A 25451-nucleotide genomic window follows, 5' to 3' on the forward strand; every position below is an offset into this window, starting at 1 on the left:
GAACTAAGCGCTTTTACGTTTTAGAACAAGAATCATTCTTCCGGCGGAATTTTTAAACTTGGTTTCGTTAAAGCCGGAGTAGACGTGCATGATTTCGAATTTATGTCTGAGGATCATCTTTTCGATCTCGGGAAGATAGAAAACGCGCATAACGTGTTTGTCTCTGATTTCACGAGTATTGATCTGATAGATATAGTTGACTTCCACCATCGTCGAGGTATCGGCCCTGACCAGACGAAAACCCCTGTTTCTTTGGATCGTAGCGTTCTGGGATTTGATCTGGGCTACGGGAGTGATCGGTTTTCTTTTGATCGCTCGGAGAGGTTCCGCGTTCCAGACTTCCAAAACGGCAAGGCCGGCCGGTTTTAGATTTTGTTCGATGAGTTTGAGCGTGGAATCGATTTCTTCGTTCGTTAAGAGATAGTTAAACGATCCGAAAAGACTGACCACACAATCCAAAAGAAAACCGGATTGATACTTTTGCATCGGAGCAACGTCGAACTTACAGTGAGAATATCTTTTTTTTGCGACGTCGATCATCCGAGAGGAGGAATCGATGCCCTTCGGTCTATAACCGAGAGACTGAAAATAACGGACGTGTTCTCCGGTGCCGCAGCCCATATCCAAAATCGTCATGATTCTGTGTTTGCGGAAAAGGCGATCCAAAAACTTAGCTTCGGAATCGATCTTGCGAGCCGGTTTTTCGATATCAAAGTAGAATTCTGCGAGTTCGTTGTACAACTTCATAAAAATTGGTTCAGAGGTATCGGAATCTGCCCGTTAACTATATTAACGGCACTCAGCTTATGAAAATCCAATATTTCGGAATCATTTTAGTTTTTTTTAATCGATCCATTTTTGCCCAAGCCAAACAAGTTGGTCTTTCTCAGGAATTTCTAACCGGTGACACCTTGGTTTTGGGAGGAATTTCGATTTCACTTCTTTTTCTTTTTGGTCTGGTTCTCAAAGAAAGTGTACACAGACCGGTAGCGGCTAAAAAAAGAATCGAAGAAGAATCACCGGAAATAAAAAGTATATCCGCTTCGACGGCGGGACCAAAACCGCAACTGGAGAATTCGGTCCTATCCCAAAAGACGCCCGATCGTTTTTTGAATACGAACTCGCCGACTCCAAGACAAATCAAATCTCAGATCGTGTGGAAAAGGGAAGTTCCCGCTCATCCAGAGTTCATTCTTGCTCATCAAAAATTTTTGGAACAACTGGGTTTCAAAATTCAAAACGCGGAGATCTATTTTTTGAGTGGGGACGTTTCCCTTCTTTTGGCTTCCAAAAGAGGAAAATTATTTCATCTCCCGGAGTCGGCGGAGGAATGGAATCTTTCCGAAAAAACTTTCAAAGAAATCCATCAAGGAAGAATCGGCTTCCAGGAAGGGTTTGTATACATTCCTCTCGCCACGGGGATCCAACCTTTTGGATATCTCAAACTTTCCTCGAACGATTGGAAACTTTTGAACCCGAGAGAATTTCAAGCTTGGAAAGAGGAATACGAGGAGCAGGTATCGATTCAGTTTGAATCTTCCGATTCTGAAACCGGTTTCGGAAATATTCACGCTTTCGAAATCGATAAGATCCGGGTTCAGGAGAATATTCTAATTTTTGCAAGTATAACGACTGCGTCTTCGCTTCCCTACGTTTTAAAATGGATGTCTTTGTGGACTTCCAAAATTCTCCGAAAACAAATCCGTTTTTATAGAATCCGCCAAGATCGGGTCGCCTTCTTTTTGTCCCCCGAAGACTGGGAACAGTTCAGTAAAAATCTAAAGGAACTCATCGAATCCTTACAAAAGGAAAGTCACAGGGTCGATTTGAATCTTGGGGTTTCCATTCTGGAGGAAAGTAGGGAAGGATGGGTTTCTAACGCGAGAAAGGCGCTCGGTCATTCGATCGAACAAGGACCGAATAGGTATATCTGTCTGTGAGCATCGATCCCTTACTCGACGAAAAATTCATTCTTACCATTTCCCAGATCTTCCCGGAATATCTGGATAAGACCTTGAACGTGACAGCGATGCGCGAGGCGTTCGGGCCTTCCAAAAACGAAGGTCTGTGTTATGAAAACTGTACGATGGTCGAGTTCAAAGGGGAGATCGAAGGGAAATTATTTCTTGCGATGGACGGCTATACAAAACTGAAATTACTTCCTTTGATCGCGAGATCCTTTCACATCGATCCGACCGTTCGCGCCGACGCACCTTCGATTCTTATGGAGTTTGCAAACCAGATCTGTGGGGCTTTGATCTCGGAGATGAGACTCGGAAGATTCGAAACTGAACTCCTTGCTCCTGAAATTCTCAATCACAAACTCGTCGCGGTCGATCTTGAAACCTATCGCCAATATATCCTCATTTATTTTCTAAAGGACGCGAAAGAAAAACGTTATTTGGGAAGAATCTATCTCATTCTACTGATGAAAAAGTTTTGAACCGTCTCGGCTTCGAATCTAATTTTTTTCTTTTTGAACCCTCATTCAATTTTTTTTCAAAGGACCGAATCCTTTTTAGGATTCGAAGGATTGAATTCAAAAGTTCACTTTCTGGAATTTGTTAAAAAATCCGTTCCGGTTAAAAAAATTTTGTGGAGATTTTTACAGCGCCTTAAACCTTAATTTGCAATGAATTCTTTACACCTCTGGAAAGGACTTCCGTTTTTAATAGACTACTCCGGTCTCAAAAATCCAAAGGAAGCGCGTATAACGGAGATCGCGTTGAAACTTCCGAATTCCGTTTTGCTTCGGACTAAAATTCTCGAAAGAGAAAACAATCCAGCCGCGCCGATCGTTTATCTTCAACACGGGATGAGCGTCCGTGGGATCGACGATCCGAGAATTCTCGCGCTCGGAACCAATCTTGTAAACCGAGGTTTTCGGGTTTATCTTCCCGAACTTCCGGAAGTAAAATCTCTGATCATGACGGCCGAAACCGTCTCTAACATACGAGCCTCATTCCTGCAAATCCACGCCTTGGAAAAACGCCCTATCTCATATCTGTCGGCCAGTTTTTCTGCGGGAATGGGCTTTGTCGCATTAGCAAATTCGCAGTGCCAAAAGATTCTTTCCTCGATCCTTTTGATCGGTTCGTATGCGGATTTCGGACAAACCTTTTCTTATATTCTTAAGAATTACGAAAAGGAAAGTTATGCGGTCAACGTGATGATGTTCAATTATATTCATCTCATCCGTTCTAACGTCGAACTTTTGAAGCAATACTTCTTCGAATCCGCTCTCGACAATGGACTTTCCAGAGAAGGAAATTCTAAAAAAGGGCCGCAGATCTTTCGTTCTCTCAACGAAGAGGACCGAAAGTTTGTTCAGAATTTTTTGGAGAATCCTGAGTTTCGAATCAACGCTTCCAAACAATTAAAATCCCAGGTCCCTGATTCGTTTATCGAAGAAACCTCACCCGCGTTTTTTGCCGATCGTTGTATCAAACCCTGTTTTTTGCTTCACGGAAACGATGATCCCGTCATTTCTCCGGAGGAATCCAAAGACCTCCAAAAGCTGATCCTCAATAACCAAGCCGCTTCGGCGATGTTTCTGGAGACCAGTCTTTTGACCCACGGCGATCATTTACCGTTTTACTCGCGTTTGACGGAGATTCTTCCTATGGCTGAATTCTGGGGAAGTTATCTTTTTTCTTCACGAAATCATTTTTAGGCGTGGAATCTTATATACGCCATCGTCTCATGCACGGCCAAATCCGGATCTGATTCATCCTTTCGGATATGAATACTTGCTCGCAATATTGCGAATAGGTGTTAGGATGTATGGGAAGAAATCGGAGTCCGGGTTGTTGTTTGTTTGGGATCTTCTTTTTATTTATGATTTCATCCTAATATAAGTAAAAAAAAGTTTCAATTCAAGAGAACTTTATATACTACATTTAAGTTCCTTCTCTTTCAGTCGAAATTAGAGAGAGAAGAACCTTGGTCTCCCAAGATCAAAGATTGAAATACTATGAATGCGAACGACGAACCTATGAACACACCAACGCCCGAATCTCAAGTTTCACCGATTTCGGTGGAATCGGCAATCAGCATTGCGATTTCCCCGGACCAACTTTCCGCAATCCTCACGGTAAGACCTTATAATCTCAAAGGGGAAACCGTATCCAAGGATAAACTTTGGAGTATCATCCTCGAATGGGGGATCCACAGAGAAAGAATGTTAACCGATGAGATTCGAAAAATTCTTACTCTCTTGGACGAAGCCGGCAAAAAGAACGACTTTACTCCGATCAAAGTGGAGGTTGCAAAAGGTGTGCCTCCGACTCCGGGCGAAAACGGTTGGGTTCGTTTCTATCATCCGATGGCAAAACGTGTCAAACTTCTCGAAGATGGAAGAGCTGATTTTAGGAACATCGATCGATATATCAACGTAAAGATCGGTGAAAAACTCGCGACTAAGTTCGAAGGAACTCCGGGGATTCCCGGTTTTGACGTTTTTGGAAACATCATTCCTCCTCCGGCGATCAAACGTCCGAAACTCGTAATCGGGAATCATATCGAAGAACGTAAGGTCACGGAAGATGGAAAAGAACTCCAAGAATATCACGCAACAAGCAACGGTGTAATCTTTGTCACCGAATCTTCGATCAATGTTTCTCCGGAATTACAGATTGCGGGTAACGTGGGTCTTTCCACAGGGAATATTCAATTCGACGGGAACGTCATTGTGCGAGGTGATATCGAACCCGGCTCGGTAGTGGAATGTTCCGGCTCCTTAGTCATCTACGGAAACTTGGAAAGTAATACGATCAAAGTCGGTCAAGATTTGATCGTTCACGGCGGAATTAAAGGAGGGAGCGAGGATATCATCCAAGTTATCGGAAGGGTTCAGGCGAAGTTTATCGAAAACGCTCGTTTGGAAACGGAAGGGGATATCATCATCGAAGGAGCCATTCTCAACTCGACGATCGATACTTTGGGTTCCATCATTCTAAACGGTACGAACGGAAACCTCGTTTCCAGTAAGGTTCGAACAAACGAGGGAATATCTTTGAGTTCCTTAGGTTCCAGTGCGGAATTGGACGTGAGTATCGAACTCGGCTTTCATTATAAAAACGACCGCTCCTTCCAAGACATCACGCGTAAAATTCAATTGGGCGAAAAAGAGATGGAGAAAATTCTTCCGAAAATTCAACAGATCAAACATTTGGTTCAGCGCTCAAGAGGAAATCTTCCGGACGACAAAAAAGCGGCCTTTAAGGCGGTGTTCGAAGATTATAACAAAAAATTAAAAATTTTGAATATGCTCAAATACAAACAGGACGCCTTAAAAGGAGCGCGTTTTAATCCGGGTTCGGTAAGGTTGGCGGTTCAGAAGGGCGCTTATCCCGGAGCGGTGATTCATTATCGAAGACAGATCGAAAAGATCACTAAGTTTCAATCCTCTTTTATGATGGTTTTTGAACCCGGTCAGGACAAAGCGATGATGGTTTCTCTTCAGAAATAGCAGTCTTAGAGCTTCGATATAAAAATAATTTTACAAAGATAAATACCGGATTCGTTCAAGCGGATTTTGGTTCTTTCGGTTACGATTGTTTTTATGAATCGTAAAAGAACTTTATTCCTTTTGATTCCCATTTTCTTGGGAATCGGATTGTGGAATTCTCTCGCTTCCCCCGAAGATCATTTTAAAAAACAAATTCAAGAATCGGTTGAGTTTCCTTACAACGCCGAAATCGAGAAGGTCCGGGATCCTCGGGACCTAAGCTCGAAAGGAATAGAAATTTTAGTCCCCGATGTCCCCGCCCAAGATGAAATACTTTTACAAGAAGAATTGAATAGGGCCTTTGTCGCTTCGATCGACGGTTATATTTGGATCGTGGATCTGAAAAACAACACGTCTACACGGTTTGTGAAAACACCTTTGCTTCCGGGAGGAATGGTAGCCAATCCGAAAAAACCGGACCTGATTTACTTTTGTGCGTCTCGAGGAAAAAAGGAGGATATCACCGAACCGAATGGACCCGGAATTTACGAATTAAGAATTTCTAATAAACAAATTCGAAAGATAGGAACGCGTGTTCCCAAAATTCCGGAATCGGAAGCGAAGAATGAACACAGTCTTTTAGGAAAATTCTATTCTCCTGAAAAACAACCGACTCTTCGTTTTACCGATATGACTGACGAGAACAGCAGAGCGGTGGAAAAGGCGGACGACCTCGCGATCAGCAACGACGGAGAAAGAATTTATTTCACGGAGCCTTACGACCACGCGGGCGCCCTATTGGGAGTGAGCGAACAATCCCGGAACGAAGCTCTCACCTTAGGCAAAAACGGAAATCTTTGGAAGTATGATTTAAAAGAAAATACGGCGAGTCTGGTCGCTCAGGATTATTCGTATCTGGATGGAATTCTACTCGAGTACGGGTCCGATTCGAGAAAAGAATCTTCGATTCTTCTCAATGAACTTTCCAAATTCCGATTGATTCGTTTGCATTTGTTAGGTGAAAGATCCGGTGAAGATGAAATCGTAATCGAAGGTCTACCCGGTTTTCCGGACGGAATGGATCGGGATCCGCAAGGGAGAATCTGGATCGCTTTGCCGGTGGAAAGATCCAAATTGATCACCTGGTTGCACAAACATCCTTTTTGGAAAAACTTAGTTCTGTATATTCCCGAAAATTTTCAACCCGTATCGAAAAAGACGGGTTTGCTCGTTTTGTCAAAGGATGCAAAAAAACCGCTTTATTACGCGATCCATAACGGATCCCTTTTTTCTACGCTCATCGTAGTGGTTCCGGGCAAAAAACGAATTTATCTTTCGGTCTACAAAAAGGATCACAAGGGATTGATTGGGATTCCCTATCCGATCTGATTTTTTTTGAATCGAAGGAAAAGAAACGTTCGATGGAGGTCTATACGAGGAGCTGATAAAAAAAGGAAAGGAGCGGAAAAATTGAACGAGAAAGTGTTTAAACTGGAAACAACAAAACCGATTCCTTTCGAAAAAGTGAAAAACAACGCGGGAAGAATTCCAATTTTTCTCTTGATAAACCTGCGTTGTATTGAAGAATCATTTTTTCCGAAATGTGCAAAGATTCGATTTTAAAAACCGGCATTCGTTTTTTAGTGTTTGATCCGAATTCTAAAAACGAAATCGAATGGAATTCTCGCGGATTCAGAATTAGGATTCTAAACACGGAGTCCCGATAGTTGGACGTTTCCCATAAGGACATTCTTTATCTCTGGAACAGCCGGGTAATGTACGCGACTAACGCGATGCAGACGGACTTTCACGAACACTACGCCGCAACTCTGGCGATCGCTTTAAAAACGAATATCAGCATCGAAACCGAACTCGGAAAAGAAGAATATCGTGTAGCCTTGGTCGGACCGAATACTTATCATCGGACCGTTTCGCCCGGAGTGGAAATGATCGCCTTATTGATCGATCCGGAAACTTACGAATACAGATCCATATCCGATGGAATCAAGACGGGGGAAGTAAAAAGGCTGGGGATAACGGCGTTTCTTCCTCTGATGGAAAGGTTATGGAATCTATATAACGGAAATCTAAATAACGAAGACGCATGGGGATTACATCTGGATCTTCTTCAATGTGTGTTTCCCTTTCGAAGATTGGAAAAAAACATAGACGAAAGAATTCGCAGGATCGCGTATAAAATTCGGACCGAACTTCCGGATAGCATTCGGATGAAAGAGATTGGAAAAGACTTTTCCATCTCAGAGGATCGATTGATTCGGCTTTTTAAGGAGAATTTAGGAATTCCTCTCCGACGTTATTTACTCTGGGTTCGAATTTTGAGCACGGTGAAACTCCTGAAAGAAGGTAAAAATATAACCGAAGCGGCGCACGCCGCGGGTTTTTCCGATTCGGCTCACTTTACCAGAACGTTTAAGGAGAATTTCGGATTTGTTCCTTCTCTTTTTTTCGGTCATCTCAAATCGATCGAAGTACGATTCTGCGAGTCCGACTGAATTTCCTTTCGAAAAATCACGTCGATACCGGAATCGTTCAATTCAAATCGAACCCTTTCTGTTAGTCTTTCTCCTATCGAACCTAGGGAAGAAATTATGCCAGTAGAAACAGAAAAGGGATTCTTATCCAAAGTTTCCTCAAAAATTTCGAGATACAACTCGAAGTCGATTAAAACTCCGAGCGAAGAAGAGAAGGCGGGTTTTTTAAAAGCGCAAAGGTTGGCATATCAATGTGTGACCGAAACTGAAAAAGAAATGCGGGAAGGTTGGACCGAAATTCAAACCGCAAAACGGATGGAAGAATTTTTGAAGGACCACGGCGTAAAAGTATTTCTGCACAGACCCTTTGCCTGGTTCGGAGAACACGCGAGGTTTGACGGTTACAAACGTTTCACCCAGTTTCATCCTGGAAAGAAGCGACTAACGTCTCAGGAATCGTTTATCCTCGACGTCTCCCCCGTAGTGGACGGTTATATCGGTGATATCGGTTATTCTTCTTCCTTGGTCCCAAATCAGGAATTGGATTTGGGAATGGAATATCTTCTCAAACTTCGAAAGGAAATTCCCGAATACTTTTCATCGTCTATGAGCGCTTCCGAAATTTGGTGGAAGATCGATCGGGACGCGAAAGAGAACGGCTTTGATAACGTTCATTCTTTATATCCGTTTGCGGTTTTAGGGCATCGAGTCTATAAAGTGCATCTTCCCAATTTTTCATTTCCCCTGTTGCCGGTCAGTTTTGCGAGTTGGTTTAGTCTGCAAGGGTCATACGAATTTCTGACGCACAAAGTCCTACCGGAACTCCTAACTCCGGACCACGAAGGAGATAAAATCGGATTGTGGGCGATCGAGCCGCATCTCGGCAGAGGAAAAACCGGTTTTAAATTCGAAGAGATTCTGGTAGTGGAAAAAGAAGGAGCTTATTGGTTGGACGACGAGGTTCCTCACGTAATCAAAGGAAAGGAGCCAGAGGTATTGATATGAAAGTAAAACATACTATACTTATATTCTTCCTGATGTCTTTCGGAATCGCTTGTAATCCGGGAAAAATCAAAATCGGAGAAACGTTTACATTAGGAGAGACCCCTTCCGGAATTTTAGAAGTTGAAACAAAGGAAGATCCCTTCTTGGAAGGATTGAAAGTGGAGGAAAACGATCTCCCCGGTCACGACGATTTGATTTTCGATTTCGAAAAAAAAGTCGGCTACGCTTCCGGAATGGACGGATGGATTTGGAAGTTGGAAACAACCACGGGAAAGGCGGTCCGATGGTTGCGTCCTCCGGTCAATCCGGCCGGAATACAATACACAAACTCGAAAAAAGACAAAATTCTTGTATGTGCTTCCCGATTGGGCGGAGAAACCTACGAAGAAAAAGACAAGGTAGGCTTGTATGAGGTCGACATAAAAACACAAATCGTTAAACCTCTGGTTCTCGATCTGCCAAAAACGGAAGTGGAAGAGTTCGAAAAAGTTTATACTCTCTCCGAAAGAAAATCTTTTCTTTTAAAGGATTTAAACGCCTCGAACTCGAGGCCGTTTTCACTTTGTAACGATCTTGCCGTTTCCAAGGACGGGAATCGTGTTTACATCACCGAACCCTTTGAACGATCCGACGCGGCAATGGGGAGCGGGGCGGTTCCGGAAGCGATCGGACTTTTTCCGCACGGGAAACTTTGGATGTTGGATCGTAAAGAGCAGACCATCTCGCTTGTGTTAGGTGGCTTTACCTTTGTGGACGGAATTCTATTGGAAGAAGGAAAAACAAAAGGAGAGGAGTCTGTAGTTTTTACCGAGACAACAAAGTTTAGAATTCTTCGAGCTTTTTTATCCGGAAAGAACGAGGGAAGGTCCGAGGTTCTTTTTGAAAACCTTCCCGGTTTGGCTGACGGAATGGAAAGAGACGAGAAGGGAAGAATTTGGGTGGGAATCATCAAACGAAGGTCGGGACTGATCAACTTCGTTCATAAAAATCCTTGGATCAAATCCTTTCTTTTGTCTCTTCCTCAAGGAATTTTACCCATCTCCAAAAAAACGGGAGTTCTTGTTTTGGATTCGGATGCAAAACGAGCGTTGTATTATTGGATGCACGACGGTTCTAAGATCACCGATATTTCGGTCGCCGTTCCCTTTGGAGGTCGGGTTTATTTTCCTACTTTCGATAAAACGTCGAGAGGATTGTATTCTCTTTCGATGGACAAATTCGAATCAAAAGAATGAATTTTTTTAAAAAGATAGTATCCTTTTAAAGATTGTTTTAAAAAGAATCAAAAACTTTAAAAAGCGGGAGCGATTTTTAAGAGCCGAAAACTTTTTTTAGATTTTCTTCCGTAACCGGAGAGATAATTCCTCTTTCGGTGATAATCCCCGTGATCAAAGAGGCGGGTGTCACATCGAAAGAAGGATTGAGTGCGGGCATTCCTTTGGGCGCGATTACTCCTTCGCTCAAAAAAGGTTTTCCGTCCGCGTCTTTTAAAAATCCGAAAGAGGTGACTTCTTCTTCCTTTCTCATCTCGATCGGAATCTGAGTTCCATCCGGGATTCTAAAATCCATACTCTTTTCGGTCGCGGCTACGTAAAAAGGAACTCCGTGGTGTTTGGCTACGATCGCCAACGGATAAGTCCCGATCTTATTCGCTGTGTCTCCGTTAGACGCGATTCGATCGGCGCCGACTACTACCGCGTCGATCTTTCGGGACGACATGACCCACCCGGCCATACTATCCGTGATCAGATATGCGGGGATTCCTTCTTCTTTGAGTTCCCAGGCCGTGAGTCTTGCACCTTGAAGATAAGGTCTGGTTTCATCCGCGTATACCGTGAGAGAATGCCCCGCATCCCGGAGCGATCGTATAACACCTAACGCAGTCCCGTGACCCGCGGTCGCTAACGCTCCGGTATTACAATGAGTGATGATGTTTAAGGAAGAAGGATTTTTCGGAAAGAGACTCAGTGCATTTTTAGAAAGAGCGAGATTGTTGCTTAGATCTTCTTCGAGCATAAAGAGCGCGAACTTTTCGGCGCCTCTTTGGAGATCCTCCAAGTGAAAAGATGAATATTCAGTTTCCGGAAAGCGCGAAAAGAATTCTTCGATCGCGAGTCTGAGGTTTACCGCCGTTGGTCTTGATTCTAAGAGATCTCCGAGTTTTTTTTTCAATTCGGAAAGAGTAGGTTTGGAGGAAAGTCCGTTGAGATAGAGGGCAATTCCAAAAGCCCCCGTGATAGCAATGGCCGGAGCTCCTCGAACCACCATTTCTCTGATTGCAAAAATACAATCTTCCATCGTTTTCGCGATTAAAAACGATGTCGTGCCGGGAAGAACTCTTTGATCCAAAAGGGTGAGTTCTCGGTTTTTCCAAAGAATTGGTTTTAATCCTGATTCTTGCATTTTTTTTGTTCCCGGCTATAAAGGATGAGGGCTTTTTTTTCGATTTAAAGAGAGTGATTGAAAATCATTCTCCTTCTCCCGGAGAATGGGGAAACCCGGGGTGATTTTTTGCCCCGGCTTTGCCTGCTTGACTCTCTGACCACAGTTCGTATTCTATCCTATATGGCAAAAAGAAAATACCGAAACGGAATCTCGCTTTTCGGTTATTCCATTTTTCATCCGATCAATCTGTTCCTCTTAGCAAACGTACTCATATACATTCTTCAACTTTTTGCGGGTGGAACCGGAATTCTTGAATACTACTTTGCCTTGACTCCGGGACGTTTTTTTCGAGGAGATTATTGGCAGATTTTTTCTTACGGCTTTCTTCACGACGTTCACGGAACCCCGTTTGTTCACCTTTTTTTGAATATGTATGTTCTTGTGATGTTCGGTGGGTTGATCTGTAAATATATTCCCGCTTGGAAATTTTCCGTCATCTATGTTGTTTCGATTTTGGTGGGAGGTCTTACCGTCGCACTTGCTCCGGTGATTCTTCATGTTTTAGGAATTCCCTATCCGATGGATCTTTTTCAGACTATGACCTTGGGGGCAAGTGGCGGGATCACAGGGATTCTGGTTCTTTTTGGAATTTTATTTCCTGAGACCGAAGTTTTCCTGATCTTTTTTCGAATGAAAGCTCGTTACGCTCCTTGGATCATCGTGGGTGTGGGCTATGCGGCAGATCTGATCTCCTTATACTATTTTCATTCTCCGTTTTTTATCAGTAACTCCTGTCATTTGGGTGGAGCGATCGGTGCGACTCTCGTTGCTCCGTGGATCTTAAAGGGAAATCTTCTTGATTCTGGAAAAATCTTTCCTAAACGGCAGGAGAAAGAATCATCCCCTCCGGTTCCGACAGTGCGTTCTTTGAACGAAGATCTGGACACTCAAACGAGAAAGAATCGGGAACTTTTAGCGCAGCTTTCCAAGATCGATTCTGTTTCCGAGAGAGAAACACTTCTGACTCCTTTGCAACAGACAAACGTGAATTTATGTCCTCCTTCAACATTTCAACCCGAGGATCCTTTTTGTCTTCGTTGTGAATGGTTGCCGAACTGTGCTTTGAGAAAGATTCGGACGGGTGAGAATTTTGGTAATTAATTGTTTCCAATTCGCTGTTAGGAAAATCTTCCTTTTTTATAAGAAAAATCGTCTCATAAACCGTTAGTTATGGACTGGATACACGTATATTCCGATAAGAATATTAGAATCTTTCCTTGAAAAAGAATTCTTACGTTCGGTGACGCCGATGGTTCGAGTCTAATTCGGGTTTGGTGCAAGTTAAGCATAGTAGGATTTTGATCGTGACTAAGAACAAGAAGAGCGCTTTATTTGATATTTTAAAACGAGAAAAACTTGAGAAGTTGATCAAAGGAAATCAAAATTCCGCTTCCAAGATCGCCGGTCCGAAAGAGAGTCCGAAAACTTCCCGCTCGGATAATCCCGTTGAGAAGACTGCTCCAACCGAAAAAAAAGAAGGGCAGGGAATGAAGATTTATAAGGCCATGGATGAAATCAAATTGGATATTCGTTACTATTTTTTGGAAGACGAATACAGAGAGAAAGTCGCCGGCATCTACAATAAGAATGAAGGCCATCTGGATCGGCTTGGGATAGAACCTAGGAAGTATCTCGACTATGCGAGAGAAAGTTTTGATCGTTTCAAACAACTCAATAAAAAAATGCCTCTCGAACCCATGAATAAAAAATCCTGGGACTACGTTGAAAAAAGTTTAAACGAACTGATCGCTAAACTTTTGGAAAAATTCGTTAAATAATCAGAAAAGAATATTCCATCTCGCCTCTCTTTTTCCAAACCTCATTGAAGAAATAAAAAAAGCCGCAATCACTTGCGGCTTTTTGAATATCGTTTTTTGTAAATCCGATTAGCTAAAGAATCTTTTGGAAGCTTCTTCCGAAACCGGAATTCCGGTCAGTTTTGCTTTTTGAAGAATTTCCCAGAAGTATCTGTAAGTCGCGCGGTCGTGAAGATCGCCCGCATACTGAATCGGTCCCCATTCTGCATTTTGAGCTTGGATGAGAATTTCAGACGCGGTCTGCACTTCGCTGTAATCCGGAGCCATCGCGTCGAGGATCGCTTGGATCTGAGTCGGGTAGATGGACCACATTCTTAAAAAGCCGAAATCGTCGTGAGCGCGTTTTGCGTCCTTGTAAGTTTGATACTGATTTTTCAAATCCAGGGTTACGTTGTGCGCGGGGATGACTCCGTTTGCGAGAGCGGCCGCCACTAAGTTTGCCTTTCCTCTTCTTAAGAGTTCGTGGTCGAACTGACCCGGGCTTTTCATACAAGAAGCTGGGATCGCTCCGTGGTGCCCGGAGATGAAGTCCATCAATCCGAAGTCAAGAACTTGCAACCAAGGAAGAGCAGCGATCTTTTCGATTTCCTGAAGCGCTCCGTTGGTTTCGATGAGAACGTGGATCGGAATTTCTCTTTTGATTCCCGCTTTCTGAACCGCTTTTTGGATATAAGTGATCATCTCTTCCACTTGAGCCGCGCGAGTCGGTTTTGGAATTGTGATGTATGCGATTTTTGCGCCTGCGCCTGGAACGATGATGTCTACGTCTTGTTTCCAGTATGCGTTTGTATAATCGTGAATTCTCACGCCGCTCATGTTGTGTTTGTTGAGCTCGCTGTTCTGAAGGCGAACGATCAATTCAGCGTGTTCTTTTTCTTTTCCGGTCTGTGCTCCGTCTTCGCAGTCCATCGTGATGTCGAAGAGACCGCCGAGTTTGTTCTGGAGTTCAAGGGCTTTTGTAATCAGCTTTTCGGAACCGGCGAAGTGTTCGCAGGCAGGAATGATAGGGAAAGGCTTTTCTCCTTCGAAGAGCGCCTCTCTTGGATGAGTCAATTTAGACATAGAGATACCTTTAATTCTTATTCGAGCCCGCAAGTGAGGGTGAAAAGGCTCTAAATACAGGTTTGGAAAGGATACGCCTCTGGTAAACCGATTTTCGGAAGGTTATGCTTCGAGGAGTTTTAGAATGACTGCTTTTTGAGCGTCCAGACGATTCTCCGCCTGCTGAAAGATGATGGATCGTGGACTTAAGACGACGTCTCGTGTGATCTCGTAACCCGCGTGGATCGGCATGTCGTGCATGACCTTTGCGTTCGTTTTTTCCATAAGAGAAGAATTGATCTGATATGGCATCATGAGTTCCATTCTTTCCTTTTTCTTATCCGCGTACGAAGGATCGTTGAAGAATTCCATATCGAGCCAGGTATCTGTGTAGATATAATCCGCGTCTTTCACTGCCTTCTCGAGATTCTTCTCCCAAGCGAGGGTTCCTTTTGACTTGGCTCTTTCTACGGTGCCTTCGTGGATGTTTTCTTTTTCCGCGATCGGCGTTGCAAGAGTCAGATGAATTCCCAAGGCCGCAGTGATTCCGATGAGAGAATTGACTACGTTGTTATGAACTCCGATGTAAGTGAGTTTTACTTGATTCAGAGGACGGTCCGGTTTGTCCAAGGCGATCGTCATGATATCGGCGAGGGATTGACATGGATGAAACATATTGTCGCAACCATTGATGACCGGAACCTGGGATCCGTTTCTCATCGCCAAGAGGTCTTCATGTTTTTTGAGACGTGCCATGATGACGGAGACGTTTCTGGAAAGATATCTCGCTTCCAGATCGATATCGGAAAGTTGAAAGTTAGACGCCATCCAATCCAGATAAATTCCGTGACCTCCCATCTCGGTCATCGCGACCTCGAAAGAAACTCTGGTTCTTGTGGAAGTTTTCTGAAAGAGCATCGCGAGACTTCGCCCGCTGAGATGACCCGCGTAGTTGACACGATTCTTCTTAACATGGATCGCAAAGTTGAGCAAATCGACAATTTCAGAATCCGACCAATCTTCCCAGGAAATCAGATGTTTCACGTTGCTTTCAGACATAAGGAATATGTACAGAAAACAAAACGGAAGTTGTTTCGTAAATGAAAATAGATGAATGTGGATCCGCCGAACTTGCCCGTAGGGGGCAAGGTAGTTTAGCGGGTTGGGATTAAAAAAACGGGGCCAAAAGCGCCCCTTTAAGGTTCATGGTTTGTCGGGAACGAATGCAAAAAAAAAAGGGAAACTATGAAGCGAGTTCCAGTGCGATGAGGAGATCGGGATACCTTGTGGTCTGATGGAATTGAATGCCCAGGATAAATCCATTTTGATCCGGTCTGAGGACTTGTCTTTGCAAACTCCCTTGGAATCGAAATTGAAGATTTAGACTTTGGGAAGCGATCTGTCCGCTTAGGGGAGATCCGACGAGAAGATTGAGTTCCGAGGAAGAGGAAACCGTGATTCCTTCTTCTCTGATTTTTAGAATTTCAAAAGATTCTTCGAGTCCGTCTATTTGAAGAGTCAATCCTTTGAGAACTCTGGATGGAGTGAGGGGAATCCCTTCCATAAAACACCTTTGTATTTGTAAGATGAGTAAGAATGTAATCCATTCCTGTTACAATCGATTTACCCGTTCAATACGATCGTGAGAAAAAAGAAAAGTCGGCATTGGAAATTCTTTGAAAGAATCGAGGGAGTTGAAATCGAAAAAGGCGAGGGGGCTGCTCAGAATGGAAAGCGTTATGGGAGAATTTTGCCGGAGTTCCGACAAAATTCTTTTAGGTTCGAAATTTGGTTGCGGAATTGGCTTTTTTGTGATCTACGAAAGTTTCCGGAATTTTTCCGCCTCGATACCCGAAAATCCATAACTTACCCACAAGCTGAGAGGAACTGTAACGAGAATCGCCCCGAGAAGAGAAGCTTTTTAGGAGTTCCTACACTGGGATTAGGGCTTGCAAAATTAGAATTCTGTGATAGAGGAAAGTCGTCCGATTTTTCCCGCCACCGCTCCCCTCCGCCCAAGATCAGGGTGGGGCCCGCGACTTTCACAGAGGAATGTCGGAACTACGACGAGGCGCGCTCTTAAAATACAAGCTCTGATTCTTTCAATCCCTCTATCCAAACAAAGTTCACTCGTTTCGAATCCGAGTTTAATTGCTGACACTCCGATTTGAAAGAAAAATCTGGAATTGGGTAGGGCAAATTCTATGAGCGAGACGATAGCGCAGAAACAAAATCAAAGCATAGAAGAAGAAACCCGGCGAAGAAGAACCTTCGCGATCATCGCTCACCCCGATGCAGGGAAAACAACCCTCACTGAAAAACTTCTCCTCTACGGAGGCGCGATCCAACTCGCCGGAGCCGTAAAGGCAAGAAAGAATCGGAAGGCCGCTACTTCCGACTGGATGGAGATGGAAAAAGAGAAAGGGATCTCCATCACATCCGCCGCACTTCAATTTGAATACAGCGGACACGTCCTCAATCTCTTAGATACTCCCGGTCACGAAGACTTCTCCGAAGATACCTACCGAACTCTCATCGCGGCGGATACTGCAGTGATGGTACTCGACGCCGGAAAAGGGGTCGAACCTCAGACGATCAAACTCTTCAAGGTCTGTAGAGATAGAGGAATTCCGATCGTAACCTTCATCAACAAAATGGACCGACCTACAAAAAATCTCTTTGTACTCTTGGATGAGATCGAAAAGGTTCTAGGAATTGCAGCGGTTCCGATGGTATGGCCGATCGGAACTGGAGTTGATTTCAGCGGAGTCTATTCTCGAAAAGATAAATCCATTCTTACCTATGACAAAACACCCGGAGGAAGTCAAAAATCTTCCTTCCAAACATCCGGAATCAACGACCCCGAATTGGATTCTCGATTTGAGGATTGGGTCATCAAAGCATTCCGAGAAGAATTGGAACTCGTAGAAGGTGGCATTTCCGAGTTTAACAAAGAAGACTTTTTAGAATCCAAGATCACACCCGTATTTTTCGGTTCAGCGGTGAACAACTTTGGGATTCAATTGTTCTTGGATGAATTTATAAAAATCGCACCACCTCCCATGTTTTTCCCTCTGAAAGACGGATCCAAACTCGATCCGATTCATACTCCTTTTAGCGGATTTATCTTTAAGGTTCAAGCGAACATGAATCGTCAACATCGGGATCGAATCGCATTCTTAAGAGTAACGTCCGGAAAATTTGAAAGAGGACTCAACGTCCTTCACGGAAGATTAGGAAAATCTGTTAAACTCTCTTCTTCTTTTGCTTTTTTTGGACAGGATCGAAACACGGTCGACGAAGCGTATCCCGGAGATATCATCGGACTCGTAAATCCCGGAACCTACGCGATCGGAGATATCGTCGCGACTTCCAAGGTTCCGGATCTGAAAGGACTTCCGGTATTTGCTCCGGAACTCTTTGCAACGATTTCGTCTTCCGACACGGCGAGTATGAAGAGTTTTCGAAAAGGTATCGATCAGCTCGCTGAAGAGGGAATTCTGCATCTCTTTTCTTCACAGACCGTCGGCGGAGGATTGCCGATCATCGGAGCGATGGGACAACTCCAGTTCGAAGTTTTCAAAAGAAGGCTTATGGACGAATACAATGCGCCCTCTACAATCACGATTCTTCCGTATGCGATCTCTTGTTGGATTGCGCAGGAAGATCTTTCAAAAGTTCCTTCTTCGGCGAATCTTGTCTCCGATCGGGGAGGACGCGCTGCTCTTCTCTTTGATACGGAATGGGACAAGGGTTACTTTCAAAAGAAGAATCCGGAAATAACTCTTTTGGATTATCCACCTTCGGTCTAAATTTCCCAAAACAGGAAACATTCTTTTTTCAGATCTGAGAAGGTTTCAAGCCCCGTTCTTTTTTTGTTTTTGGAGAATCTCTCAAACAGAATTCTCCGCTTTTTGGGGAGTTCCCACAAAAGCCTGCCTTTCAAAGAAAAGAACCTCTTCTTTATTTCTCCCTTTTAAAACTGAATTTTGTTTCAGAACGAAAAAACATTTCTAGATTCTTAAAAAAAGAGACTTAGGGAAGTAAGAATCTGAAAATTTTTAGAGTCTTAAGAAACGTATTTGCACCAGATGTCTTTGAGGCGAAGCGGTCTTTGGACCCCTTCGCCTATTTTTTTGTAAAATCCCTTTTTGCAGGATAGAGAAGGCTCTTTTCTAAGGATTTTCTTTGGAAGCGTCAATGGAATTCTAAAAAATCGGCCTCTTTTGCTATAAAGACCCAATGAAAAGGAATCAAAAATCTTGGGAAATCTAAGCTGCATTTTGGGTGTTCTGGAATTCCCGATTTTCCCTTTGTAGGTCGAAATCACCGACTCGATTTTTTAGAAAGCGGAAGGTGGAATGAAAGTCTTTTTCACCCACGGTTTGGATCTGATAACCTTTCTTCCAAAAGGTATTTCTTCCTAAAATTTTGGAAGAATATCCCTTGAGACGGCGCACCAAAGCAGGAACTCCGATCGTGGATGGAACCGAGAGAAGGGCGTGGACCTGGTTCTTGGTTCTGTTTACGAGATAAGTTTTTACGTTCACTTCTTCCGCTTTCTCTCGAAAGAGGCTTCGAATCTGGGTCATTAGATGCGGGTTCACCCAGGGAAATTCTTCCACTGTTTCAAGGATTAAGTGATAATCGTTTGCGGAGAGGAATTGTTCTGGGAGTTTGGAATTCTTTCTGAGTGTTCGAATCGGAATCTTCTTCATGGATTCTCCTGACTTATGGTTGCAGCTCCAACGAATTTTCGGCCCTCTGTGAAAGTCAATCTTCCTAAAAATCGTAGCTCTGTTTTTTTTAAAATTTTATACCTTCCGACAAAATTCGAAGGAAAAGTAGAAATACATTTGCATTGAAACAAAAACGATGTGAGGTTTTCGAAGTAAATCAAACTTCGAAAGTAAGCGGTTTCATTAGGATTGAGTCGATCCGAAATTGAAATTCGTTCAGTGTTGTCTCCTGCGAAATCTCTAAGCGTGGGAACTCTTACTTTTGAAAACTTTTAAAGTAAAACTTTGCTCTGAAACTCTAAGTGTGGGAACTCTTACTTCTGTTACGAAAAAACCGACCTCTCGAAGCGCTAAAATCAGAAAAACTGGCTTCTCAAGTTAGCATTTCAATAAATTCCTTTCTTCCTTCAGGTCCGATTCTGGAATTTGATTTCTTTTCTTACAACAAACAATCGCTTTCCTAGAAAAACGAAAGTCGGCTTTGGAGAAATATTCGAGACAGCACAAAAGGTCCTTCGATTTTCAAAAATTCTTCGCTGGAAAAAAGAACTGAGGAAATCGAAAGGATTTCAGAAGGACTCAACGATTGGAGGCAGAAAGGGAAAGAGCCTTAAAAAGAAAGTTTGGATTTTTGTGATTTGAAAAAAGAGAGAAAATAAAAAAAGCCGGCTTTTGAAGACCGGCTTTTGAAGTGTAAATTCTAAATTAGAATCGTTTAGGCAAGATTGTCCGCGACCAATTCCGCAATGTCTTTTACTTTTACTTCTTCTACTTTTCCCTCGTGTTTCACACCGTCTGTGATCATGGTCACACAAAAAGGACAAGCGGTTGCGATCGTAGTGGCACCGGTATCCAAAAGTTGTTTTGTTCTTTTGACGTTGACACGATCGTTGTTCTGTTCTTCCATCCACATCTGAGCCCCGCCCGCTCCACAACAAAGACCTTTTGTGTGGTGATCGGAAGGTTCAGCGAGTTTTCCACCTGCGACTTTTTTAACAACGTCTCTTGGATTTTCGTAGTTATCATTGTAACGGCCGATGTAGCAAGAATCGTGATAGGTGTATTTTCCGGAAGATGCGTCTTCAGCGGTTTTTACATCCAGCTTTTTCTCTTTTACGAGGTCGTTGATAAACTCGGAATGGTGAACGACTTCGAAGTTTCCTCCGAATTGAGGATATTCGTTTTTGATTGTGTTGTAGCAGTGTGGACAAGCGGTCACAACTTTTTTGACGTTGTATCCGTTCATCGTATCCACGTTTGTTTGTGCAAGAGTTTGGTAGAGGTATTCGTTACCGCCTCTTCTTGCGGAGTCTCCGGAACAGTTTTCTTCGGTTCCTAAAATTCCAAACTTCACGTCCGCTTTCTGGAGAATTTTTACGAAAGATTTAGCGATGCTCTTGTTTCTCTCGTCAAAAGCTCCGGCGCAGCCGACCCAGTAGAGAACGTCTACGTTGGAATCTTCCGCCATAGTTTTTACACCCAGTCCATCCGCCCAATCCGCTCTCGTGTGAGCTCCTACACCCCAAGGGTTGGAGTTGTTTTCCATGTTCACGAATGCGTTTTGAAGTTCGACGGGGAATTTGGATTCTGCAAGAACCAAGTGTCTTCTCATTTCCATGATCGCGTTGACCTGGTTGTTTCCAACAGGACAAGCTTCGACACAAGCGTAACAAGTCGTACAACCCCAAAGGGCTTCTTCAGAAAGGCCTTCGTAGTTGTTGATCACAGCCGTATCCAGTGCTGCAACTTTTTCTGCGGCAACTCCAGCGTCGGATTCTTCCAAACGAATCTTTGCCACTTCCGGCATTTTTTCAAGAAGTGCATGTTTGAGTTCTACGATGATAGCTTTTGGGTTTAGAACTTTTCCGGTTCTGTTTGCAGGGCACTGAACCTGGCAACGTCCGCACTCGATACAGGACATCCCGTCGAGCAGATTCGGCCAAGGAAAGTCTTCCACACGGTTAACACCCCAGACCACATTCTCATCTTCTAAATTGATTTTAGAAAGAGCGCCCTTCGGAGTATCGGATTGAAGGAAGTAATTGAATGGAGCGAAGATTAAATGCGCGTGTTTCGAAGTCGGAACGTAGAGCATAAAAGCGAATACGGAAAGAATGTGGACCCACCACATGATCTGAACGACCAAGTCTGCGGTGGAATATTCCACTCCGATGGATTTCCAAACGGCTCCGATTCCGGCGGCGATAAAAGAAGCGTTTTCAGTCGGGCTATCGTAAACTGCGCCCACTGCTTTGGCACCTTCACCCAAAAGTGTGGAGATCATCAGAATGGAAATCATAGAGATTACGACTGCGGAAGCGGGAGAATGAACATCGAGTCCTTTTGCTTTTTGAATCCATCTTCTCCAAGCAAAAAATCCGAGACCGATCAAAACAAAAATCGAAACCACCTGAACGATGGATTCATACAGATGTCCGATACTTTCTCCAAAAAGAAAACCGATCAGGGAGAATTTGTAAGGATCATCCATTCCGTATCCGAACATACCGGAGATCATCTGACTCGTGGTATGAAGCAGATAGGTTACGAAACCGTAAAAGATAAACGCGTGCATGATTCCGCGAAGAGGTTCTTTGAAGTTTTTCTTCTGAAGAATCACGTTCTGGAGAAAACTGTTGATTCTAAATCCCCAGTTCGGGTTTTCCAGAAAGTTCTCTGTTCCCGCCGCTTTTCTTGCGTTGAAGATCAGTTGAAGGCGATAAAGAATCGCACGGATAAAAACTACATTCGCGACGACGAAGAGGATCGTAAAGATCACGTGAAAGGCGATTTGTGAAATTGCCATATTGATGAGTTACCCTTTCTTTTGGATTGGTGATTTGATTTACAGCGTAGGAATCTAGAACCTGCCTGTCGAGGAATTTTCAAATCAGGGACCTTCGGTAGAACGATCGTTCTTGAGATTGAAACTCAATGGTTTTGAATAAGACCGAAATTTGTGAGCGTTCCAACTTTTCTTAGAAAAGAGGGAGAAGTGTGGGAACTCCCCGTTCTTTCTTTTGAAAACAGGGTTGCAACTTTGTCCTCCAGAGAAGTGTGGGAACTCCCCGTTCTTTCCTTTGAAAACAGGGTTGCAACTTTGTCCTCCAGAGAAGTGTGGGAACTCGCCGTTCTTTCCTTTGAAAACAGGGCTGCAACTTTGTCCTCCAGAGAAGTGTGGGAACTCCCCGTTCCTTCTTTTGAAAACAGGGTTGCAACTTTGTTGAGACAAAGTCTCTTTTAGAGAAAGGACTCGTTCTGAGGAACCAAAATTCTCCTTAAAAAGAAGATGCCAAATAAAGAATCAGTCCAATGATTGAAGGAGAATCCCTTTTTGGGAACGCCCGAATACAGGAGCACAAGTGGCCTCAATTTTTTCCTCTCATCCGACAGATTCGATTTTAGAAAAAGCCCTGGACGGAGTTCGAATTTCTCCGGAAGAGGCTCTCTCTCTTTACAAGGATGCGGATCATCTGAAGATCATGGCGACCGCCAGAACCTTGAGAGAAAAAATTCTCCCTCATACACAAGCGAGTTATACGATGTTTCGCGTCGTGAACTACACAAACTTCTGCAATGTAGAATGTAGTTTTTGTTCTTTTATGGATGAGATCGGAAGCGGAAAAGGTTACGTCCTGAGCGCGGAAGAAATTTTGGAAAAGATGGATTACGCTGTGAGCGAAGGCGCGGATCAGATGTTTCTCCAAGGCGGAGTATATCCGGATCTTCCGTTCGACTATTATCTAAAGGTCATTTCTTCCGTAAAAAAGAAATATCCTGACATGCATATCCGGGCTTTTTCTCCCGTGGAAATCATCAACTTAGAAAAAATCACGGGACTTCCTCTCAAAGAAGTATTACAAATTTTGAAACAAGCCGGTCTCGATTCCGTTCCCGGAGCGGGAGCGGAAATTCTTACGGATCGGATGCGCAATATCATTTCTCCCAAAAAGGCTACCACGGAAGAATGGGTTCGCGCAATGGAAACCTGTCACGAAGCGGGACTTCCGGGAAGTGCAAACATCGTTTTCGGTTCTGAGGAAACAAAAGAAGAAGTGATCGAACACTTGAGCGTTGTGCGAAACCTCCAAGATCGAACCGGAGGATTCTTATCCTTTATTCCTTGGACGTTTCAGCCTCAGACAAAACGTTTTAAGGTCCGCGCGGTTTCCACGCAGGAATATCTAAAGGTTCTGGGGATTTGTAGAATTTTCTTAGACAACATTCCTCATATCGAAACCTCCGTAATGGTTCTCGGAAAGGGAGTCGGGCAGTTGGCGCTCACGAGCGGGGCCGACGACATCTCTTCCGTCGTCATCGAAGAAAATGTCCTTCGTTCTTACGGACTCAAGACCGAAAAAGAAGCGATCAAGTTTTTGAAGGAAGGAGGATTTGTTCCAAAACGAAGAGATCTTCTTTACAACTACGATCGTTATGGGAACGAATTGGCTGGAAGTCTCTAAAAATTTTTCTTGAAACGACTCGTTTTGTTTTTCCATTCTAAGAATGGGAAAAATTTATCTTAAAAACGAACCTGCGATCTCAAGTTTCGAGAAGTGTTCGAATTTTTTTCCTGTTCTTAGAGAGAGGACTTACCGGATTCTACTTTCAAACGGGATGAAAATCCGGATCCATTTCGAATTGAAAGAAAGATTTTTCGAAACCAAGGTTGGCTCTTTTTTTAGGATTTAGAGATAAGAAATGAAAAGAGAAGAATCCGTTTTTATTAATAGAAAAGGTCTGAAATGAGAGAACGTCTTTTCTAAAAAAAGACGATGAGGAGAAAAAGATGAAGATTCTAAATTGTATTCTGGTGTTTGTATTGGCTTTTACTTCCTGCGCCCACGAGGTGAAGGAAAGGATTCACGTAGATACGGGTGTTACCGTAAAAACTCTCGGACCTCATAATTACGAACTCGTTTCGATCGGACAAGCTTCGGCTTCTTCGATCGAAGAAAACGATAAGTTCAAGATGCAAAACACTTCCTGCACGGCGGCGAAAACGATCGCAACCCGAAAATTGGAAGAGCTGGAACCCGATCAAAAAAATAGACAGTTTTTTTTAGAGTTAAAGAATACGAAGTATTTGGAAGAGGGGGTTTACTGTGAGATCACTTATCACTACGAACTTCCGACACCTAAGAAGTAAAAGTTCTCGGGTTTTCTTTGGGAAAGTATCGGATCGGTTCTATAAAGGAGACTCTGTTTCTTCCCTTCTTTTTGGATTCATAAAGCGCCGAATCGATCGAGTGATAGATATCGTCAAAACTGAATTCTTCTTCGGGGCCGAAGATGCAGGCTCCGATGGAAACAGTGATCTTGACAGGGTCTCCCGTTTTCGTTCGATAGGAAAGTTCCTTTTGGGAAACGTCCCGTCTTAGTTTTTCGCAGAGTTGGGAAAGATCCTCCCTTTTGATCGCGTCGAGAAGAATACAAAATTCATCCCCTCCGATTCTCGAACAGATATCGGTGGCCCTCACTCTGTGTTTCATTACTTCCGAAATCGTTCGTAAGGACAAATCTCCGGCGAGATGCCCGTAGGAATCGTTGATCTCTTTGAGATAGTCCATGTCCAAGATAATCATCGCGAGAGAAAATTTATAACGTTGGGCCCTTTTTAAAAAAAGTTCAAATTGTTCGATCAGATATCTTCTGTTATAAAGACGTGTGAGTTCGTCTACCTTCGAAATTTTTTCGATCTGAATATTTTTGTCCCGGAGTTTATGCACCGCCTTCTGCAATTTTTTCTTCGCACGGTGATCCATCACCCTCCAGAAATTGATCAGAAGATTCCCGATCACTCCCGTAGTAAGATAAATCAATATGATCGCAAAGTCGTGTTGCAAAGGCATCGCAAAACCAGTAAACGTCGTACAAAGAACGAGTGAAAAATAGAAGAGGGAATTGAAAAAAATTACGGTGGTTCCCGTAAACCAGAGAAGAATATTCCCGCTCACAACCAAGGCGGTAAAAAAATGAAAGTAAAGCCCCATTCTTTCTGGATCCAAAAAGATAAACGGAAGCACGGAAAAAACAATTGTTCCCGAAGAAAGAATGCTGAATCTCTCGATTCCCTTTCTAAAAAAGGTTTTCCATTTTATAAGTAAGAATGCAAAAAAACCGGATAACAGAATAACTGCTAAACGAGAGTAAACAAGAATTCTGTTTTCTTCTCCGAGAGGATTGGCTCCGTCCGGAACCAAAGCCGAAAGTACGCTGATTCCGATACAGAGAAAAAAATAAATGACGGTCGCTCTTTGAATATCCGGTTGATAGATCTTCAGATAATCATCCGGGAAAGGATTGAAAAAAACTCTCCGAGCGAGGAGTTTTGCTTTTTGATTATTACCGAATGAATGTCTCATTGATTTGCGAACGACGAAAGAATCTTGCTTCCCCATTTTAAAAACGGCTCTGTTTAAACAATCAGGATTTGTTAGGGCTTCCTTGACATAGGAATTCG

At 43.4% G+C, this 25451-nt stretch carries 21 protein-coding genes and 1 pseudogene; 14 read left to right on the forward strand and 8 right to left on the reverse strand.

All coding sequences use genetic code 11. The features are described 5' to 3' along the window. Window positions 1-3: 3 nt before the first annotated feature. Window positions 4-747, reverse strand: a complete 744-nt coding sequence (locus JWG45_RS11845; RefSeq protein WP_205279910.1) for a class I SAM-dependent DNA methyltransferase — start codon at window positions 745-747, stop codon at window positions 4-6. A 404-nt stretch (window positions 748-1151) separates the two neighbouring features. Here JWG45_RS11845 and JWG45_RS11850 point away from each other — a divergent pair. From JWG45_RS11850 to JWG45_RS11885, 8 genes and pseudogenes are all read left to right on the forward strand, one after another. Then, a pseudogene (locus JWG45_RS11850) lies at window positions 1152-1940 on the forward strand (hypothetical protein); the annotation flags it as partial. Beyond that, window positions 1931-2443, forward strand: a complete 513-nt coding sequence (locus JWG45_RS11855) for a chemotaxis protein CheX (RefSeq protein ID WP_205280009.1) — start codon at window positions 1931-1933, stop codon at window positions 2441-2443. The pseudogene JWG45_RS11850 and the gene JWG45_RS11855, both read left to right, overlap by 10 nt. A gap of 189 nt (window positions 2444-2632) precedes the next feature. Continuing rightward, on the forward strand, window positions 2633-3673 hold the full coding sequence (locus JWG45_RS11860) for an alpha/beta hydrolase (protein WP_205279912.1): 1041 nt from the start codon (window positions 2633-2635) through the stop codon (window positions 3671-3673). 300 nt (window positions 3674-3973) lie between these two features. Then, window positions 3974-5470, forward strand: a complete 1497-nt coding sequence (locus tag JWG45_RS11865) for a FapA family protein (protein WP_205279913.1) — start codon at window positions 3974-3976, stop codon at window positions 5468-5470. A 93-nt stretch (window positions 5471-5563) separates the two neighbouring features. Then, the gene (locus JWG45_RS11870; protein WP_205279914.1) at window positions 5564-6838 is read left to right on the forward strand and encodes an SMP-30/gluconolactonase/LRE family protein; all 1275 of its coding nucleotides are present in this window, start codon (window positions 5564-5566) and stop codon (window positions 6836-6838) included. A 386-nt stretch (window positions 6839-7224) separates the two neighbouring features. Next, window positions 7225-7962: a helix-turn-helix transcriptional regulator gene (locus JWG45_RS11875; RefSeq protein ID WP_205280010.1), complete on the forward strand. Its 738-nt coding sequence runs from the start codon at window positions 7225-7227 to the stop codon at window positions 7960-7962. A gap of 96 nt (window positions 7963-8058) precedes the next feature. After that, window positions 8059-8946: a M24 family metallopeptidase gene (locus tag JWG45_RS11880; protein WP_205279915.1), complete on the forward strand. Its 888-nt coding sequence runs from the start codon at window positions 8059-8061 to the stop codon at window positions 8944-8946. Next, window positions 8943-10181, forward strand: a complete 1239-nt coding sequence (locus tag JWG45_RS11885) for an SMP-30/gluconolactonase/LRE family protein (protein WP_205279916.1) — start codon at window positions 8943-8945, stop codon at window positions 10179-10181. The genes JWG45_RS11880 and JWG45_RS11885 overlap by 4 nt, the downstream gene beginning before the upstream one ends. 76 nt (window positions 10182-10257) lie before the next feature. Here the strand turns inward: JWG45_RS11885 and mtnA are convergent, their stop codons facing one another. Continuing rightward, window positions 10258-11349, reverse strand: coding sequence for an S-methyl-5-thioribose-1-phosphate isomerase (gene mtnA, locus JWG45_RS11890; RefSeq protein ID WP_205279917.1), 1092 nt, complete (start codon window positions 11347-11349; stop codon window positions 10258-10260). 162 nt (window positions 11350-11511) lie between these two features. Between mtnA and JWG45_RS11895 the strand changes: the two genes are divergently transcribed. Together JWG45_RS11895 and JWG45_RS11900 are read left to right on the forward strand one after the other, a co-directional pair. Next, entirely contained in the window at window positions 11512-12492 is a 981-nt protein-coding gene (locus JWG45_RS11895) for a rhomboid family intramembrane serine protease (protein ID WP_232380660.1), read from the forward strand. Between the two features lie 203 nt (window positions 12493-12695). Further along, window positions 12696-13169 carry an LIC11177 family protein gene (locus tag JWG45_RS11900; RefSeq protein WP_205279918.1) on the forward strand — a complete coding sequence of 158 codons (474 nt, stop codon included), beginning with the start codon at window positions 12696-12698 and terminating at the stop codon, window positions 13167-13169. Between the two features lie 108 nt (window positions 13170-13277). On the opposite strand, the gene JWG45_RS11905 is transcribed toward JWG45_RS11900, so the two are convergent. The 3 genes from JWG45_RS11905 to JWG45_RS11915 all read right to left on the reverse strand — a co-directional run bounded on the left by JWG45_RS11905 (window position 13278) and on the right by JWG45_RS11915 (window position 15813). Continuing rightward, window positions 13278-14270, reverse strand: coding sequence for an HpcH/HpaI aldolase/citrate lyase family protein (locus tag JWG45_RS11905; protein ID WP_205279919.1), 993 nt, complete (start codon window positions 14268-14270; stop codon window positions 13278-13280). A 102-nt stretch (window positions 14271-14372) separates the two neighbouring features. Further along, window positions 14373-15308 carry an ornithine carbamoyltransferase gene (locus tag JWG45_RS11910; RefSeq protein WP_205279920.1) on the reverse strand — a complete coding sequence of 312 codons (936 nt, stop codon included), beginning with the start codon at window positions 15306-15308 and terminating at the stop codon, window positions 14373-14375. Window positions 15309-15492: 184 nt separating this feature from the next. Beyond that, on the reverse strand, window positions 15493-15813 hold the full coding sequence (locus JWG45_RS11915; RefSeq protein WP_205279921.1) for a hypothetical protein: 321 nt from the start codon (window positions 15811-15813) through the stop codon (window positions 15493-15495). A 640-nt stretch (window positions 15814-16453) separates the two neighbouring features. On the opposite strand from JWG45_RS11915, the gene JWG45_RS11920 reads away from it, so the two are divergent. Further along, on the forward strand, window positions 16454-18061 hold the full coding sequence (locus tag JWG45_RS11920) for a peptide chain release factor 3 (RefSeq protein WP_205279922.1): 1608 nt from the start codon (window positions 16454-16456) through the stop codon (window positions 18059-18061). A 459-nt stretch (window positions 18062-18520) separates the two neighbouring features. Here JWG45_RS11920 and JWG45_RS11925 read toward each other — a convergent pair whose 3' ends face one another. Next, the gene (locus tag JWG45_RS11925) at window positions 18521-18967 is read right to left on the reverse strand and encodes a transposase (RefSeq protein WP_205279923.1); all 447 of its coding nucleotides are present in this window, start codon (window positions 18965-18967) and stop codon (window positions 18521-18523) included. Window positions 18968-19703: 736 nt separating this feature from the next. Then, entirely contained in the window at window positions 19704-21794 is a 2091-nt protein-coding gene (locus tag JWG45_RS11930; protein ID WP_205279924.1) for a heterodisulfide reductase-related iron-sulfur binding cluster, read from the reverse strand. A 153-nt stretch (window positions 21795-21947) separates the two neighbouring features. On the opposite strand from JWG45_RS11930, the gene JWG45_RS11935 reads away from it, so the two are divergent. The 3 genes from JWG45_RS11935 (at window position 21948) to JWG45_RS11945 (ending at window position 24137) form a co-directional block, all read left to right on the forward strand. Beyond that, window positions 21948-22232 carry a hypothetical protein gene (locus JWG45_RS11935; RefSeq protein ID WP_205279925.1) on the forward strand — a complete coding sequence of 95 codons (285 nt, stop codon included), beginning with the start codon at window positions 21948-21950 and terminating at the stop codon, window positions 22230-22232. Between the two features lie 118 nt (window positions 22233-22350). After that, window positions 22351-23451, forward strand: coding sequence for a cyclic dehypoxanthinyl futalosine synthase (mqnC, locus tag JWG45_RS11940; RefSeq protein ID WP_205279926.1), 1101 nt, complete (start codon window positions 22351-22353; stop codon window positions 23449-23451). 326 nt (window positions 23452-23777) lie between these two features. Further along, on the forward strand, window positions 23778-24137 hold the full coding sequence (locus tag JWG45_RS11945; RefSeq protein WP_205279927.1) for an LIC11299 family lipoprotein: 360 nt from the start codon (window positions 23778-23780) through the stop codon (window positions 24135-24137). On the opposite strand, the gene JWG45_RS11950 is transcribed toward JWG45_RS11945, so the two are convergent. After that, window positions 24127-25353: a GGDEF domain-containing protein gene (locus tag JWG45_RS11950; protein WP_205279928.1), complete on the reverse strand. Its 1227-nt coding sequence runs from the start codon at window positions 25351-25353 to the stop codon at window positions 24127-24129. The two genes, JWG45_RS11945 and JWG45_RS11950, sit on opposite strands and share 11 nt — an antisense overlap. Between the last annotated feature and the right edge of the window lie 98 nt (window positions 25354-25451).

Origin of the sequence: Leptospira ainlahdjerensis, from assembly GCF_016919175.1 — a bacterium.
GTDB lineage: Bacteria > Spirochaetota > Leptospiria > Leptospirales > Leptospiraceae > Leptospira > Leptospira ainlahdjerensis.